This is a genomic window from Metabacillus sp. YM-086 (assembly GCF_048059995.1).
Taxonomy (GTDB): domain Bacteria; phylum Bacillota; class Bacilli; order Bacillales; family Bacillaceae; genus Metabacillus; species Metabacillus litoralis_B.
The window spans coordinates 60,921-77,810 of the sequence record NZ_JBLUOI010000009.1 but is presented as its reverse complement, the minus strand read 5'-3'; the positions used below and the strand labels follow the sequence as shown (position 1 = coordinate 77,810).

Sequence of the window (16,890 nt, the reverse complement as noted above, 5' to 3'; positions counted from 1 at the left end):
TGTTTATTTTCGCTTACGACCAAGTCCCATTGCATTCTCCATTTTCTTAATCATTTTGCTTGCAACGGCATTTGCCTTTTCCGCACCTCTGTCTAATATCTGATCTAATTCTTCTGATTCCATTAATTGATGGTATTTTTCCTGAATAGGTGTAAGTGTATTAACTACTACATTTGCAACATCCGCTTTAAAGTCTCCGTATCCTTTTCCTTCGTAACGAGCTTCAATTTCTTCAATTGATTCATTCGTAAAGATGGAATAAATTGATAATAAGTTAGAGATACCTGGTTTATTTTCTTTATCATATTTGACGATACCTTCTGAATCCGTTACTGCACTTTTAATCTTTTTCTCAATTTGTTTTGGGTCGTCTAATAAAGTAATAAATGCTTTTTGATTCGGATCTGATTTACTCATTTTTTTTGTAGGATCGGCGAGTGACATTACACGGGCACCTACTTTTGGAATACGAACTTCCGGAACGGTGAAAATATCGTTGTATTTCTTATTAAAGCGCTCCGCTATATCTCTTGTTAATTCCAGATGCTGCTTTTGATCCTCACCAACTGGGACTAGGTCTGTATTATATAAAAGAATATCTCCTGCCATTAGTGGTGGATATGTGAGCAATCCAGCAACAACTGCTTCTTTCCCATGAGACTTGTCCTTGAATTGAGTCATTCTTTCAAGTTCGCCGATATAGGCAACACATTGTAACATCCATCCAGCTTGGGCATGGGCAGGAACCTCTGATTGAATAAATAATGTTACTTTTTCTGGGTCAAGCCCAACAGCAAGGTAAAGGGCTGCGAGACTACGAATGTTTTTACGAAGAGCTAATCGATCCTGAGGAACAGTAATTGCATGTTGATCGACTATACAAAAATAACAATTGTATTCATCCTGTAAATCAACAAATTGTCGTAATGCCCCAATGTAATTTCCTAACGTTACTGAGCCGCTAGGCTGAATTCCTGAAAAAATTGTTTTCATTTGTTTTCCTCCTAAATAGTGAACATGTATTTGATAAGCTGGCCACACTTCTTTTGGAACATACAAAAAGGCCCACTCGTCCCATTGATAGGGACGATGGACCGCGGTGCCACCCTACTTATTTCTATAGTAGAAATCACTTAATCTTTAACGCAGAAAACGTCTGTACGTACTAACTTTCTGTACAGAAGCTCAAAAGTCCATTCCATATCGGTCATTACCTGTTTCCACCAGCCACAGGCTCTCTTTAAATGCTCCTAATATGTACTACTCTTTTTCAAAGCCAATTATTTTTTTCTTATTATAAGTAAAGATTTTCTTCTTTGCAAATGGTTTCTATAAATAATAAAGGATTGTTGCTAGGGTCATAATAACAGTTACGATAATCCCACTAATTAAAAACGGGGAGTGGTTAAATGTGAGCAGCTCCGAAACAGGAGTCATTTCATCTACCTCTTGCTTTGATAATTCTTTTCCTTTTGATACAAACATTCTTCTAAATCCATATGTTATTCCATCAAAGAATCCCCCTTTAACAGTAAGTGTTAAGAAGGCAATAAAAAGCAAGCCAGCTCCAAAGAAAAAAGAAATATTAATAAATGAAAGCAACGTCAATTTCTGGTAAATAAAAAACGATAGTAAGATTGACAAAATTAAAGACACAATAACAAGCGTAAACGATTTTTTATCGGGCATGTTCTTCACTCTTTTCTACAATTTCATAACGATTATTATATCAGAAGAAAGGGGGAAGGGAAAAAGTCGAGAAATTATTATAGTAGACAAAGTATTAGTAGAAATTTTCATGAAAAATGTTAAAAGTTAAATTAAAAAATTTACACATTCTCCAAAAAAGTGTGTGAGATAATGTAACCCTTTACAAGTCAACGCGTTAAAGTGTTGTTACAAAAAATGTTAAAAAGATTAAGAAAATTCTTATGAAATACATAGGTATATGTACCTATTTTTTATTCGATTTTCTTTACTATTATTGCATTTCTGTAAATTTTATTAAAAAAGTAAATGCACAATTGTTTGAATACTTGTATAATAATCTCTGTAAAGCAAACTTGTATTAAAAAAAGGGAGGTCAAATTTGTGAAAAAGTCGAAATTTTTTCTACTTTTAGCATTATCGCTAGTACTTAGCATGTTCTTAGCAGCATGTAACGGCGGTGGTGACACAACTACTGAGACTGAAGGCGACAAAGATACGGCTGAAGAAACAGTAGCGCAAGAACTAAAGGTTTTAGAAACATCTGAAATTCCATCTATGGATAGCGTTATGGCACAAGACTCTGCGAGTTTTACAGCTTTAGCTAATACTATGGAAGGGTTATACCGTTTAGACCAAGATCAAAATCCTGTTCCTGGTATGGCTGATGGTGAGCCTGAAGTAAGTGAAGATGGACTTGTTTACACTGTTAAATTAAAAGATGCTAAATGGTCAAACGGAGATGCTGTTACGGCAGATGACTTCGTATTTGCATGGCAACGTGCGATTGACCCAGCAACTGCTTCTCCTTATGGTCCTTACATGATGGAAGGAAAAATCAAAGGAGCAAAAGAAATTACTGAAGCTGCTGCGGCAGGTAAAGAAGTAGATCTTAACACTTTAGGTGTTAAAGCTATTGACGAAAAAACTCTTGAAATTACTCTAGAAAAACCAGTACCATATTTCGAATCTTTAATGGCATTTGGTACTTTCTATCCTCAAAACAGAAAGTTTGTTGAGGAGCAAGGCGATAAATATGCAACTTCTCAAGATACATTAGTTTATAATGGTCCATTTGTTATGACAAACTGGGGTGGAACAACTGCTACAGAATGGACAATGGAAAAAAATACTGAGTATTGGGATGCTGAAACAGTATCTTTAGAAACAATTCAATACAACGTATTAAAAGATCCACAAGCTTCTGCTAACGCTTACGAAACTGGCGAAGCAGATATCACTGGTAAATTAGCATCAGATATCGTACCACAATATGAAGGTGACCCTAACCTTGTTAAATGGTTAGAGCCAACAATCTTCTGGATCAAAATGAATCAACAAAATGAAGCATTAGCAAACGAAAACATTCGTCGTGCGATTGCAACTGCGTTTAACAAAGAAGATTTAGCAACAAGCATTTTAAATAACGGTTCTGTACCTGCAAACTATGCAGTTCCAGCTGGTTTCGTTAACCACCCTGACACTGGTGAAGATTTCCGTGAAGCAAATGGCGATCTTTTAACTTACAATGTTGAAGAAGCTAAAAAGCTTTGGGAGCAAGGTTTAAAAGAACTTGGTACTGACTCTGTTGAATTAGTATACCTTGGTGGAGACACTGAAACTTCTAAGAAAACAGATGCTTATATTAAAGATCAATTAGAGAAAAACCTTCCAGGTTTAACTGTTGATGTTCAATCTGTTCCATTCAGCGTACGTTTAGACCGTGACGTGAAAATGGATTATGATTTACAATTTGCTGGATGGGGTCCAGACTATCAAGATGCGATTTCTTTCTCTGATTTATGGATCACTGAAGGTGGAAACAACAAAATGGCGTATTCTAACGAGCAATATGACAAATTGTTAGAAGATGCTCAATACACTTATGCTACTGAGCCTGCTAAGCGCTTTGAAGCACTTCAACAAGCAGAGAAAATTCTTCTTGAAGAAGATGCAGCACTTGCACCGGTTTACCAACGTTCATCAAACGTTCTTGTAGCAGATAAAGTAGAAGGCTTCACATATCACTTTATTGGTCCTGAGTACAGCTATAAGTGGGTTAAAATTAAATAATTTTATCCAGTAATACTATACTTCTTTCTTAATGGGTGAAAATACCACCTGGGGAGTCGGTGTCTTATAGTTTACGAAAAGGCCTAAAGTCGGTATAATTTAACGGGTTGAAGAGAGTATAGGTGATATACTCTCTTTTTCCCTGTATAAGAATTGTCGAAAAATGTTGAAAATTTAGTTTTCTTAGGAGGTGCTTATTGATGGTTAAGTATATTTCCCAGCGTGTATTTTATATGCTCGTTACCCTGATTTTAATTGCCACATTTACTTTTTTCCTCATGAAATTAATCCCTGGTACTCCCTTTACTAATGCAGGTAAGTTATCAGAAGCACAGTTAACAATCATGAAAGACAAGTATGGATTGGATGAGCCTGTGCCGGTACAGTACTTAACGTATATGGCAAATTTAGCAAAAGGTGATTTAGGTGTATCTTTCCAATTCAATAATGCCAATGTAACAGATATTTTAATGGATCGTATTGGACCATCTGCTTTATTAGGTTTCCAGGCTATGCTATTTGGAACGATTATTGGTATTATTCTTGGAGTAATTGGGGCGCTCCGCCAAAATACATGGGTTGATTATAGCGCTACATTTATAGCCGTTATAGGTAAGTCGATTCCTTCTTTCGTATTTGCCGGTTTACTTCAATATTATATCGGAGTTAAATTAGGATGGTTTCCTGTAGCTTTCTGGCGTGGACCAGAATATACAGTTCTACCTACGATTGCTTTATCCATGTTTCCGATTTCAATTGCTGCTCGTTTCATGAGAACAGAAATGATTGAGGTTTTAGGTTCTGATTATATTACCCTTGCTAAAGCAAAAGGAGCTTCTGCTTTCGAGGTTGCCTTTAAACATGGTTTACGTAATGCGTTAATTCCTGTTATTACAGTATTAGGGCCATTAACAGTAAGTTTAATGACAGGATCATTAGTAATTGAACAAATCTTTGGTATTCCTGGATTAGGGGAACAATTTGTTAAATCAGTTAACGTTAATGACTATCCAGTTATTATGGGAACAACCATTTTATTTGCTGCATTGTTTATTGTCGTTATCTTAGTTGTTGACTTATTGTACGGTCTAATTGATCCACGAATTCGTTTAGCGGGAGGTAAGAAGTAATGTCACAGCATGAAAAAGAAATTTCAAAAGAATTGTTTCAACCCGCTAATATTGATGCTTCAGCTAGTGAAGAAATTTCAAAGCCCAGTTTGACTTATTGGCAGGATGCATGGTTACGTGTAAGAAAAAATACTGCCGCTATTATAAGCTTGGTTGTACTTATCTTGTTAACTATTCTTTCTTTAGTTGGACCTTTCTTAAATGATTATGATTACAGTACTCAAACTGCAACACATGCAAACTTACCACCAAGAGTACAAGGCCTAGAAGATATTAGCTGGCTTCCTTTTGATGGTACACTTACAAAAAAGAATGGCGAAGAATACAACGCATATGAGTTAAAGGATGCAACAGAAGAATATTATTGGTTTGGCACAGATAGCCTTGGGCGTGATATTTTCACGCGTGTTTGGAAGGGTACTCAAGTGTCATTATATATTGCTGTATTAGCTGCAGTGATTGATATGATTATTGGTGTCGCTTATGGTGCCATTTCGGGTTACTTTGGCGGCAAAGTTGATACTGTTATGCAACGTATAATTGAGATATTAGTAGGTATTCCGAACCTCGTTGTTGTTATCTTGATGATCATAGTGCTCGAACCAGGTATAGTATCGATTACAATTGCCTTGACCATTACAGGTTGGGTAGGTATGGCAAGGGTTGTTCGTGGTCAAGTTCTTAAGTTTAAGAACCAAGAGTTCGTTTTAGCATCACGTACATTAGGTGCCGGTCATTCAAAAATCATTTTAAAACATTTACTTCCTAACTTAGTGGGAGTCATTATTATCAATACAATGTTTACGATTCCAAGTGCAATCTTTTTTGAAGCATTCTTAAGCTTTATTGGATTGGGATTACAAGATCCTTTAGCATCTTTAGGAACATTAATTGATTCTGGTTTTAGAACATTACGTTTATATCCTTATCAAATGTTGTTCCCAGCGATTGTCATCAGTTTAATTATGGTATGTTTCAACATGATTGCTGACGGACTACGTGATGCATTAGATCCAAAAATGCGCGACTAAAAGGTAGGTGAATAGTTCATGGAAAAAATATTAGAAGTGAAGGATCTACACATTTCCTTCCACACATTTGGAGGAGAGGTTCAGGCGATTCGAGGTGTAAACTTTGACCTATTCAAAGGGGAAACTCTTGCAATCGTTGGTGAATCCGGATCAGGAAAATCAGTTACAACAAAATCAATTATGCGCCTTTTACCTGAATCTAATTCAGAAATTAAAAAAGGTGAAATTTTATTTGATGGAAAAGATTTAGCAAAACTTCCTAATAAAGCAATGCAAAAAATTCGTGGTAAAGATATTTCAATGATCTTTCAAGATCCAATGACATCGTTAAATCCAACAATGAAGGTTGGAAAACAAATTGTGGAGCCGATTACAAAGCACCAAAACCTAAGTAAATCGGCAGCAAGAGAACGTGCAATAGATTTATTGCGTTTAGTAGGAATTCCGCAACCAGAAGAGCGTTTCAACCAATATCCTCACCAATTTTCAGGTGGTATGAGACAAAGGGTAGTAATTGCAATTGCTCTAGCCTGTAATCCAAAGGTTTTGATTGCCGATGAGCCGACAACTGCTCTAGATGTTACAATTCAAGCCCAAATACTTGAATTAATGAAGGATCTTCAAAAGAAAATTGATACGTCCATAGTTTTCATCACTCATGACCTTGGTGTAGTAGCAAATGTTGCTGACCGAGTGGCTGTAATGTATGGAGGAAAAATTGTGGAGATTGGAACAGTGGATGAAGTATTTTATAATCCACAGCATCCATACACATGGGGACTTATCAGTTCAATGCCAAGTCTTGATTCAGAAGACGCAGAATTATATGCAATCCCAGGTACACCACCTGACCTTTTAAATCCACCTGTTGGTGATGCATTTGCTGCTCGTAATGAATATGCTATGCAAATTGATTTAGAACAACAGCCACCGATGTACCAAGTATCACCTACACATTATGCTGCAACATGGTTGTTGCACCCAGATGCGCCTAAAGTTGAACCACCTATAGCTGTTCAACGCCGTAGACGTCAGTTCCCTGGAAACAAGGAGGGAAAATAAATGGCAGAAAAGAAATTACTTGAAATTAAGAATTTGAAGCAATATTTTAATGTTGATAAGCCGAATGAAGTAAAAGCTGTTGATAATATCTCTTTTGATATTTATAAAGGAGAAACACTTGGTCTTGTAGGGGAATCCGGTTGTGGGAAATCTACAACAGGTCGTACAATTATTCGACTGTACGATGCGACTGGTGGAGAGGTTCTTTATGATGGCGTCAACGTTCATGGAAAGAAATCAAAAGAAGAATTAAAAGCTTTTAACCGTAAAATGCAGATGATTTTCCAAGATCCATATGCATCGTTAAATCCACGTATGAAAGTTTCTGATGTTATTGCTGAAGGAATTGACATTCATGGTCTTGCTAAAACGAAAAAAGAGCGTATGGAAAAGGTTTACGAGCTTTTAGAAACGGTTGGTTTAAACCGTGAGCATGCTAACCGTTATCCACATGAATTCAGTGGTGGACAACGTCAGCGTATCGGAATTGCTCGCGCTCTAGCAGTTGATCCTGATTTCATCATTGCCGATGAGCCGATCTCTGCTTTGGACGTATCTATTCAAGCTCAGGTTGTAAACTTAATGAAAAAGCTTCAAAAGGATAAAGGATTAACATACTTATTTATTGCCCATGATTTATCAATGGTTAAATATATAAGCGACCGTATTGGGGTTATGTATTTCGGTAGACTAGTTGAGCTAGCAACAGCTGATGAGCTATATAATAACCCAATTCATCCTTACACACAGTCTTTATTATCTGCAATCCCTCTACCGGATCCAGATTATGAACGCACTCGTGTGAGAAAAACCTATGACCCAAGTCAGCACAATTATAAACCTGACGAAGAGGTTGAATTCAGAGAAGTAAAGCCAGGACACTTTGTTATGTGTTCAAAAGCTGAATTTGAAAAATACCAAAAAGAAAATGGTACTAAATAATTATCGAGAGACTGCCTAGATAGGTTACGTTATCTAGGGCACAATAATGTAATATGAAAAGACCATCAAATTGTAGACTGTTTGATGGTCTTTTTTTGTTTATATGTAGGTTTGTCCTTGAATTAAACCACATGGAATTGATTTGCTGGTCCTTTAATCTTCAATAAGTACAAATCAACCATCATTCGCTAAAAAATTTTTTCCTATATTCGAAATCTACATAAATGCATACACTAACAAAGGGGTACAGAAGGTTAGGTTCTACTATTTATATGTTTAATAAAAAAAAAGAAGGGTATAGATAATTATGGGAGAATTTATTAAATGGTGATAGGAGCAGAAAAATGAACTGGTATGAAAAGTTAAATCAGTATTTTCCCATCGAAGAGATGAAGTCTAAAGATCACATAGAGGCCTTACTAGAAGAAAAAGGTGACATTTACCATAAAGATGAAGGAAAAAAGCATGTCTTGATGTATGCTGAGCTAGATGATTTTATCTTCATTGATTACCTATTTGTATCAAAAGATGCAAGAGGAGAAGGTCTAGGCAGCAAACTAATTGATAAATTAAAGAAAAAAAACAAACCAATTATCCTCGAAGTTGAACCGGTGAATTATGAAGATACCGATACAGCAAAAAGGCTTAAGTTTTATCAAAGACAAGGGTTTAAACATGCTAATACAATCGGATATGAAAGAAGATCTCTTGCAACAAATGAAGTAAATAAATTAGAGATTCTTTACTGGGCTCCAAATGATGAATCAGAGGAAACAATATTTCAGGCAATGCAAAGAACATATAAACTTATTCATACATTTAAAGATAAAGAATTATATGGTGAATCTTATCAACCTGTTCATGAAGTATTATCAATGGATGAGGAAAATAAACATAACATTTTCGATGAGTTAAGTTAATTGAGAATGGGTTTTCTGACTTATATGGATGGATATAATTACAACTTATCCATATTAAGTCACTACATATCAAGAGTTTTCCTAGCTTTTTTAAGGATTGTAATCGTTTTGTCATACTTTTAACGTAATATCTATATCCATACTTACTTTTTTATAGTATAATCAATTTAGTAATTCTTATTTAAAGTAATTTTAATTATATAGACGTTTTAGTTTTAACTCATTCTATATTTAGAGGAGTGAATGTTCATGGTTACATTGTATACATCACCTAGTTGTACTTCATGTAGAAAAGCAAAAGCATGGTTAGAAGAGCACGAAATTGCATATGTTGAAAGAAATATTTTTTCTGAGCCTTTAAGCATTCAAGAAATTAAAGAAATTTTAAGAATGACAGAGGATGGAACGGATGAAATTATTTCTACTCGTTCTAAAATCTTTCAAAAGCTAAATATCAACTTAGAAACTATGCCTTTACAAGATTTATATAATTTAATTCAAGAAAATCCAGGACTTCTTCGCCGTCCGATTATAATCGATGAGAAGAGATTACAAGTTGGATATAATGAAGATGAAATCCGTCGTTTTCTTCCACGCCGTGTTCGCACATATCAACTACAAGAAGCACAGCGCTTAGTTAATTAAATATGAAAACTGAAGAGGCAAATCATTTGCCTCTTTGTTTGTTATATTATTTAGTGAATCTTTGTTAATCCCTGCGAGCAGTCTGAAAGTTGATCATTTGGTGGTACAGAACACCTGCTAATATAATAAATGAGGCTGTCATATAAGGTATGCTCATTTCAAGCATTGGGTGTGAATAGAAGATTCCCTGTAGTTTCGGTTCTTCTACAATCATTTTCCCTGAAGTAAAGGCAAGCAGACCGCCACCAATATAAACAAGGAATGGATACTTTGTTAATAGGACGAGGATTATTTTACTTCCCCAAATAATAATAGGTATTGAAATAAATAACCCCATTGCTACTAGTAACATATGACCCTGTGCTGCTCCAGCAACTGCTAAAACATTATCAAATCCCATTAATAAATCAGCAATAACGATTGTTTTGATGGCTCTCCATAGTGACGGATGACTTTTGATTTTGCTTGTGTCATCTTCTTTACCTGCAATCAAATTGTAGGCAATATAAAGTAGGAAAACCCCGCCAACCAGTTGTAAAAAAGGTATTTTCAACAAATAAACAGCTATTAAAGTAATGAAAATTCGAAATACAATTGCGAGCATGGTTCCTAAAATGATTGCTTTATTTCGTTGCAAAACGGGTAAGTTACGACAGGCTAAAGCAATGACTACAGCGTTGTCAGCACCAAGTACTAGATCGATGCCTATGATCATGAGAAGTGATAAAAGAAAATCTTGTTCCATAGTTAATACCCTCTTTTCAGCAGAAAAAGTATAGAAGTTTGTAATTTTTTTTGGTGTCTAGCTTCAGGCGCCATCGTCGAAGCACAGGACGTGTAAGTGCAGTCATTGCGATTGACATCGCGTTTTTGACTGCCTCGAGGTCATAAGTCAAATAGGAATTGAAGGCAGAGAACACCTTCCATTCCTATTCGCCTTATGCTTGTCGCCGAAAACTTAGCGCCTTTCGCTTTTCTAATGCTCGTACAATTATATGAAAACATTCATAAGATATGCTTGTAGAATCATATAGGTAAAATAACTGTTTTTGAAAATTCGGAGTTTTTTTATTTCATTTAAGTACTTTTTATCATAAAATAGGAGTACAAGATTCTTTCATAATTGAAGGTTCTAAAGCACTAGTGTGAAGATTTTCTAGCTTTTTTTGGAGGATATTTACACTTTCCCTTTACCCACGGTTAAATAGTTGAAAATTTGGGTAAAGTGTAGTAAAGTACAACTACCCTGAGGGGGGTTGTCCCTTCAACATCTTATATAGAAGGGAAGGTTGAGTAATGGAGATTGAACGTATAAACGAGAATACTGTAAAGTTTTATATCTCATATTTAGATATAGAAGAGCGTGGTTTTGATCGCGATGAAATCTGGTATAACCGTGATCGAAGTGAGGAACTTTTCTGGGAAATGATGGATGAAGTTCATGAAGAAGAAGAATTTATGGTTGAAGGTCCACTTTGGATCCAAGTTCAAGCACTAGATAAAGGGCTTGAGGTAATCGTAACGAAAGCTCAAGTGTCTAAAGACGGACAAAAGCTAGAGCTTCCTATTTCTGACGATAAACTTAAAGAAATCCCGGTGGATGAAAATATAGAATCATTGTTAGATCATCATTTTAATAAGTCGAATGATTCACAGGAAGATCAAATTGAAGAATTGGAACAACAGCTTCAGTTTGTCTTAAAGTTTAATGATTTAGAAAATATTATTTCTTTGTCTAAGTATTCATCTCTTTCAGGAATGACGAATCACTTATTCTCACTCGACCAAAATTACTATTTATTTGTTGAGTTTGAAGACGAAGTGAGTGATGAGGAAATTGAGAATACATTGAGTATTCTACTTGAATATGGACAAGAATCAAGAGTAACCATTCATCGACTTGAGGAATATGGTAACTTAATTGCAAAAGACTATGCATTAAATGTGATAAGAAAACATTTTTCATAATAGATCAAAGTTGGGAGAGACCGATTTCATGTAAATCGGTTTTTTTTATTCATTGTAAAAAATATGTTCTTTTCTTGGGTAAAAACAAGGCTGAAGTAACAAAATAGTGAGACATGTGAAGACAAAAGGATGACTCAATGTTTCGTTTTTTTGAATGAAGGGAAGTAAGACTAAAAATAAGTCAGGTGAAGCTAATGAAGTTTACATTCAGAATACTATTATTTGTCACATTAATTGCTTCCATTATCTTAATAACGAAAAGTCTTTGGGGAGATTGGATTGTTGGTTCTGTAAGTGTTCTTTTTACACTCTCAATTATCTTTATATGTGTTGTGATCTTCCTTGAAAATAGACATCCGTCTCATACTATTACATGGTTGGTTGTTTTAGGTGGTTTTCCATTAGTTGGATTTTTCTTTTATTTATTTTTTGGAAGAAATATAAGGAAAAGACGTCTATTTGATAAAAAAGCGCTGTTGGATGAAAAAGCATTTTTAGAAATTGAGGGTAACCATCATTCATATCAGGATAAAATCAATCGAATGGGTAATCATCAGCAATTATTGTTTAAACTAGCCCATCGTTTAGGACATAGTCCTATATCATTTGCTACAAAAACAAAGGCTTTAACAGATGGTATTGAAACATTTGATCATATCTTTCGTGAGTTGAAAAAAGCCAAGCATCATATTCATCTTGAGTATTATATTGTCCGTCATGATCAGGTCGGAAATGAATTGAAAAACCTTTTAATTGAAAAAGCTCGAGAGGGTGTTGAAGTTAGGTTTTTATATGATGCGGTTGGAAGTTGGAAGCTTTCCAAGGAATACATTAGAAGTATGGGGAAAGCTGGGATTGAAATGGTTCCTTTTCTGCCTGTTCGGATTCCTTTTTTGAATAATAAAATTAATTTTCGTAACCATCGAAAAATTATTGTTATAGATGGGGAAGTGGGTTTTGTCGGTGGTTTAAATGTTGGCGATGAATACTTAGGTAAGGATACTTACTTTGGATATTGGCGTGACACCCACCTTTTAATTAAGGGTGAAGCTGTTCGAACTCTACAAATGATCTTTTTGCAGGATTGGTATTATATGACAGACAAAAAGCTGTTGTTTCAATCTTACTTAAGCTCTAACTCTGATGATTTGGAAGAAACGGGTGGAGTTCAGTTAATTGCCGGTGGTCCTGATAATAAGTGGGATGTTATTAAAAATTTATTCTTCTCGATGATTATTTCTGCCAAAGAGTCAATCTGGATCGCATCTCCATATTTTATTCCTGATGAAGATATTCTAACGGCTTTAAAGGTGGCTGCACTGAGCGGAATTGACGTAAGACTGCTAGTACCTGAACGTCCCGATAAAAAGATTGTTTACCATGCTTCAAGATCTTATTTCCCAGAGCTACTAGATGCAGGTGTTAAAGTATACGAGTATAAAAAAGGATTTTTACACAGTAAAATTGTTATTGTTGACTATGAACTTGCATCCATTGGAACAGCGAACATGGACATGAGAAGCTTTCACCTGAATTTCGAGGTAAATGCATTTCTATATAGAACTGGAAGTACACAAAAACTTGTAGATGCCTATATGAATGATATTGATCAATCGAGAGAAATCATTATGGAAGAGTTTGCGAAGCGGTCTTTTGCTATAAAGCTTTTTGAATCAGCGGCACGCCTTATGTCGCCATTATTATAGTTAGAAAGAAGTGCTGCCTAATTGGTCAGCGCTTTTTCTTTTTTTTTATGATCTAAAATTTAATTTTCACGATTTGTCCTATTTCTCTTTATGTGGATAATAAAAAGAAAAAGGAGAGGAAGCTTTTGTTTGTAGCGAATGATCAGAGAGGTAATCAACTTAATGTAGCAGAGAAAAAGTGGACAATTGAAAGGTTAAGAAAGATAAGAGAAAACAGCACTTTTATTTGCCCTCAATGTCAGAACGAATTAGATTTAAAAATTGGTTCAATCATATCAGCACACTTTGCTCATAAAAAGCACTCTGACTGTCCGTCTAGTAAGGGAGGACCTGAAAGTCAGTATCATATGAGAGGAAAGCTTGAGTTATATGATTGGCTTCAAATAGATGAAAATGTTATACATGTGGAACTAGAACCTTTTATAACGGATATTAAGCAGCGTCCAGACCTTTTAATCAACGATCATCAACAAACCCTAGCAATAGAATATCAATGCTCACCAATTGACTTAAACATACTTCAAAAGAGATCTGTTATGTATAAAAAAGCAAACATTCCTTTTCTCTGGATTCTAGGTGGGAAGTTACTCAAAAGAACAGGAGAAAGATCATTTCAACTCTCACAGTTTCAATGGCGTTTTACAAGTAAAATGGAAGATGGCTCACTTATGATCTATGCTTATTGTTCTAATATAAAAGCGTTTATCATTATAAGAACTATCATCCCATTTTCTTCTCAAGTTGTTTTTGCCAACCAGTCAATTATTCCTAAAGAAACAATATCGTTTACGCAGTTAATAAAACCGCAGTTTTGTCCCATAAATTTTTATGAAAATTGGTTTCATAAAGTTAGAGCTTTTCGCTTAAAGCCTTTTCCATTTACTACGAAGCAAGCCAGTACTCTAAATCAATTCCTATATCAAACAAAGCACACTTCTCTTCTTTATCTTCCATCACACGCATTTCTACCCCTTAAATTCAACTACTTAATAGAATCACCTGTCTTTGTATGGCAAGGATGGGTGATGACGTTTATTGATGAAGTACCTTTAAACTCTACCTTTACCTTTCATTATATTTATGAAAGAACCAAAAAAAAGGTAAAAGATCGATTACTCTCGGTTCGGGTTCTGCCACAAATAAATGTTCACTATTCCCAAGTTATTTATGAATACCTTGAAAAGCTCTCAGAGTTATCTTTTATCACTAAAGTAGAACACCATATATATATAAAACAGCAGACAACTAATTGGGTAACAACTATTGATGAATTACTAAACCAGGATAAAGAGTTAATGAAAGAGCTAAAACGAGGATGATGTATAGCAATTATTTTTTTGAACACATTAAAAGGGAGATATTAACAACAAGAGGTGATCATATGTTTAATAAAAAGCGTAAACGTAATCCAGTTTTATTTATGGCATCTATGCTTGGAGTAGGTGCAGCTGCTTACTATTTGACAAAAGAAGCTACACAGGGTGAAGATAGAGGTAGTAACAATCAAACATATCCATCTGAAAATCCTTTCGATTATATTGGGAAAGATTTTTAATTGGCTCATGCGGAGAAAAAACTTCGGGAGGGATGGGTATGAACAAGAAAAAAATGCTATCAATTATGACGGCATTAACACTCATGAGCTCAATGAATACAAGCTCCGCATACGCCATTAATTTAAAAGGGGGAAATGGTATGTCAGAACAAGCGGCAGTGAAAAAATTACCTTCTAGAAATGAAATAAAAACAGAAGACACGTGGAGACTTGAGGACATTTTTGAAACAGATGAAGCTTGGGAAAAAGAGTACAAAGAAATACAAGCAGCTTTACCTAAGTTGGCTGAATTCAAAGGAAAACTTAGTGAAAGTGCCAATACACTCTATGAAGCACTTTCTTATCAAGATGGTGTAATGGAGCGTTTAGGAAAGCTTTATACATACGCACATATGAGATACGACCAGGACACAACAAACTCCAAATACCAGGCACTAGATGATCGTGCAAAAAGCTTATATACACAGGCTTCTAGTTTAAGCTCTTACATTGTTCCTGAAATTCTTTCAATTGATGAAGAGAAGATAAAGCAATTTTTAGAAGAAAAAGAAGAACTGAAGCTGTATGAACATGCTCTTGATGAAATCAATCGCCAACGTCCACATGTTCTTTCTGCTGAAAAAGAAGAGCTATTAGCAGAAGCATCAGATGTCTTAGGCGCTGCAAGTAATACATTCGGAATGCTGAACAATGCCGATTTAACATTCCCGACAATTAAAGATGAAAACGGAGAAGAGGTTGAAATTACTCATGGCCGCTATATCCGCTTTTTAGAAAGCGAAGACCGTAGAGTACGTGAAGAGGCATTTAAAGCCGTATATAAAACGTATGGTGATTTTAAGAATACATTTGCTAGTACATTAAGTGGAACCGTTAAGAAAGATAATTTCAGTGCAAAGGTAAGAAATTATGAATCTGCAAGACAAGCTGCATTAAGCAGTGATAACATACCTGAATCTGTTTATGAAAACCTAGTTAGTACCATTCATGATCATTTAGATCTTCTTCAGCGCTATGTGAAGCTTCGTAAAGAGGTACTAAACCTTGATGAAGTTCATATGTATGATCTTTATACACCTCTTATTAAGGACGTCAAAATGGACGTTACCTATGATGAAGCAAAAGATTATATTCTAAAAGGACTTCAGCCACTTGGTGATGAATATATCTCGATTTTAGAAGAAGGCTTTGAAAACCGCTGGGTTGATGTTCATGAAAATAAAGGAAAAAGAAGCGGTGCCTACTCATCAGGAGCATATGGAACAAATCCATACATCCTCATGAATTGGCAGGACAATGTAAATAATTTATTTACACTTGCGCATGAGTTTGGACACTCTGTTCACAGCTACTATACGCGCAAAGAGCAACCATATCCATATGGAAATTACTCCATTTTCGTAGCGGAGGTTGCATCAACGGCTAATGAAGCTTTATTAAATCACTACCTTCTAAATACAATTGATGATGAGAAAAAACGTTTGTACTTACTAAACCACTTCCTTGAAGGATTTAGAGGAACTGTTTTCCGTCAAACAATGTTTGCTGAGTTTGAGCATATTATTCATCAAAAGGCACAAGAAGGTGAGTCGTTAACACCTGAATTACTAACTAAAACTTATTATGATCTGAACAAAAAGTATTTTGGTGATGACATTGTTGTAGATGAAGAAATCGGCTTAGAGTGGGCTAGAATTCCACATTTCTACTACAATTATTATGTGTATCAATATGCTACAGGCTACAGTGCTGCAACAGCTCTAAGTAACCAGATTTTAGAAGAAGGTCAACCTGCAGTTGATCGTTACTTAGAATTCCTAAAAGCAGGAAGCTCAGATTACCCAATTGAAGTTTTAAAGAAAGCCGGTGTTGATATGACATCTTCAGCACCAATTGAAGAAGCATGTAAAGTGTTTGAAGAGAAATTAAATGAAATGGAAGAGCTATTGGCTAAGGTTAAACAATAAATAAGCTACATGAAAAAGGAATGTGCCATTTATGTGCACATTCCTTTTTCCATTAAAAGCCTCTAAACGTTTTCCTATGATTAATAAAATAAAGTGTAACAAAAATTGAGATCAATAATAATGGAGATGTGATATAAAGAGGGACAAGATTCATGAACCCTAATACATTAATGAAGAATAACAT

16 protein-coding genes and 1 other annotated feature are annotated in these 16,890 nt (G+C 35.2%); of the genes, 12 read left to right on the top strand and 4 right to left on the bottom strand.

Features of this window, described 5'->3' with window-relative positions; translation table 11 throughout:
- Positions 1-3: 3 nt before the first annotated feature.
- Both trpS and ACEWK1_RS06250 read right to left on the bottom strand, forming a co-directional pair.
- The gene (gene trpS / locus ACEWK1_RS06255) at positions 4-993 is read right to left on the bottom strand and encodes a tryptophan--tRNA ligase (RefSeq protein ID WP_212136146.1); all 990 of its coding nucleotides are present in this window, start codon (positions 991-993) and stop codon (positions 4-6) included.
- Positions 994-1,079: 86 nt separating this feature from the next.
- Positions 1,080-1,283 (bottom strand) — a binding site (T-box leader).
- 46 nt (positions 1,284-1,329) lie between these two features.
- Positions 1,330-1,689 (bottom strand): DUF3899 domain-containing protein, encoded by a 360-nt coding sequence (locus tag ACEWK1_RS06250; protein WP_098798704.1) that lies wholly within the window; start codon positions 1,687-1,689, stop codon positions 1,330-1,332.
- Between the two features lie 402 nt (positions 1,690-2,091).
- On the opposite strand from ACEWK1_RS06250, the gene ACEWK1_RS06245 reads away from it, so the two are divergent.
- The 7 genes from ACEWK1_RS06245 to spxA all read left to right on the top strand — a co-directional run bounded on the left by ACEWK1_RS06245 (position 2,092) and on the right by spxA (position 9,510).
- Positions 2,092-3,780, top strand: coding sequence for a peptide ABC transporter substrate-binding protein (locus ACEWK1_RS06245; protein WP_098798703.1), 1,689 nt, complete (start codon positions 2,092-2,094; stop codon positions 3,778-3,780).
- A gap of 200 nt (positions 3,781-3,980) precedes the next feature.
- Positions 3,981-4,910, top strand: coding sequence for an oligopeptide ABC transporter permease (gene opp3b / locus ACEWK1_RS06240; protein ID WP_098798702.1), 930 nt, complete (start codon positions 3,981-3,983; stop codon positions 4,908-4,910).
- Positions 4,910-5,941, top strand: coding sequence for an oligopeptide ABC transporter permease (gene opp3C, locus ACEWK1_RS06235; RefSeq protein ID WP_212136147.1), 1,032 nt, complete (start codon positions 4,910-4,912; stop codon positions 5,939-5,941). The genes opp3b and opp3C overlap by 1 nt, the downstream gene beginning before the upstream one ends.
- Positions 5,942-5,959: 18 nt before the next feature.
- A complete protein-coding gene (locus ACEWK1_RS06230) occupies positions 5,960-7,003 on the top strand; it encodes an ABC transporter ATP-binding protein (protein WP_098798700.1) in 1,044 nt (347 codons plus the stop codon).
- Complete coding sequence (locus tag ACEWK1_RS06225; protein WP_098798699.1) at positions 7,004-7,945, top strand: ABC transporter ATP-binding protein; 942 nt, start codon at positions 7,004-7,006, stop codon at positions 7,943-7,945.
- Between the two features lie 344 nt (positions 7,946-8,289).
- Positions 8,290-8,865 carry a GNAT family N-acetyltransferase gene (locus ACEWK1_RS06220; protein WP_098798698.1) on the top strand — a complete coding sequence of 192 codons (576 nt, stop codon included), beginning with the start codon at positions 8,290-8,292 and terminating at the stop codon, positions 8,863-8,865.
- Positions 8,866-9,114: 249 nt separating this feature from the next.
- The gene (gene spxA / locus ACEWK1_RS06215) at positions 9,115-9,510 is read left to right on the top strand and encodes a transcriptional regulator SpxA (protein WP_098798697.1); all 396 of its coding nucleotides are present in this window, start codon (positions 9,115-9,117) and stop codon (positions 9,508-9,510) included.
- Between the two features lie 64 nt (positions 9,511-9,574).
- Here the strand turns inward: spxA and ACEWK1_RS06210 are convergent, their stop codons facing one another.
- Positions 9,575-10,255, bottom strand: coding sequence for a TerC family protein (locus ACEWK1_RS06210; RefSeq protein WP_121664726.1), 681 nt, complete (start codon positions 10,253-10,255; stop codon positions 9,575-9,577).
- A 551-nt stretch (positions 10,256-10,806) separates the two neighbouring features.
- On the opposite strand from ACEWK1_RS06210, the gene mecA reads away from it, so the two are divergent.
- The 5 genes from mecA (at position 10,807) to pepF (ending at position 16,706) form a co-directional block, all read left to right on the top strand.
- Positions 10,807-11,478, top strand: a complete 672-nt coding sequence (mecA, locus tag ACEWK1_RS06205) for an adaptor protein MecA (RefSeq protein ID WP_098798695.1) — start codon at positions 10,807-10,809, stop codon at positions 11,476-11,478.
- A 194-nt stretch (positions 11,479-11,672) separates the two neighbouring features.
- On the top strand, positions 11,673-13,184 hold the full coding sequence (gene cls / locus ACEWK1_RS06200; protein ID WP_121664727.1) for a cardiolipin synthase: 1,512 nt from the start codon (positions 11,673-11,675) through the stop codon (positions 13,182-13,184).
- Positions 13,185-13,309: 125 nt separating this feature from the next.
- The gene (locus ACEWK1_RS06195; protein WP_212136148.1) at positions 13,310-14,503 is read left to right on the top strand and encodes a competence protein CoiA; all 1,194 of its coding nucleotides are present in this window, start codon (positions 13,310-13,312) and stop codon (positions 14,501-14,503) included.
- A 62-nt stretch (positions 14,504-14,565) separates the two neighbouring features.
- A complete protein-coding gene (locus tag ACEWK1_RS06190; RefSeq protein ID WP_162987558.1) occupies positions 14,566-14,739 on the top strand; it encodes a hypothetical protein in 174 nt (57 codons plus the stop codon).
- A gap of 140 nt (positions 14,740-14,879) precedes the next feature.
- Positions 14,880-16,706, top strand: coding sequence for an oligoendopeptidase F (gene pepF, locus ACEWK1_RS06185; protein ID WP_121665177.1), 1,827 nt, complete (start codon positions 14,880-14,882; stop codon positions 16,704-16,706).
- 52 nt (positions 16,707-16,758) lie between these two features.
- Here the strand turns inward: pepF and ACEWK1_RS06180 are convergent, their stop codons facing one another.
- The gene (locus tag ACEWK1_RS06180) at positions 16,759-16,890 is read right to left on the bottom strand and encodes a hypothetical protein (RefSeq protein ID WP_232273862.1); all 132 of its coding nucleotides are present in this window, start codon (positions 16,888-16,890) and stop codon (positions 16,759-16,761) included.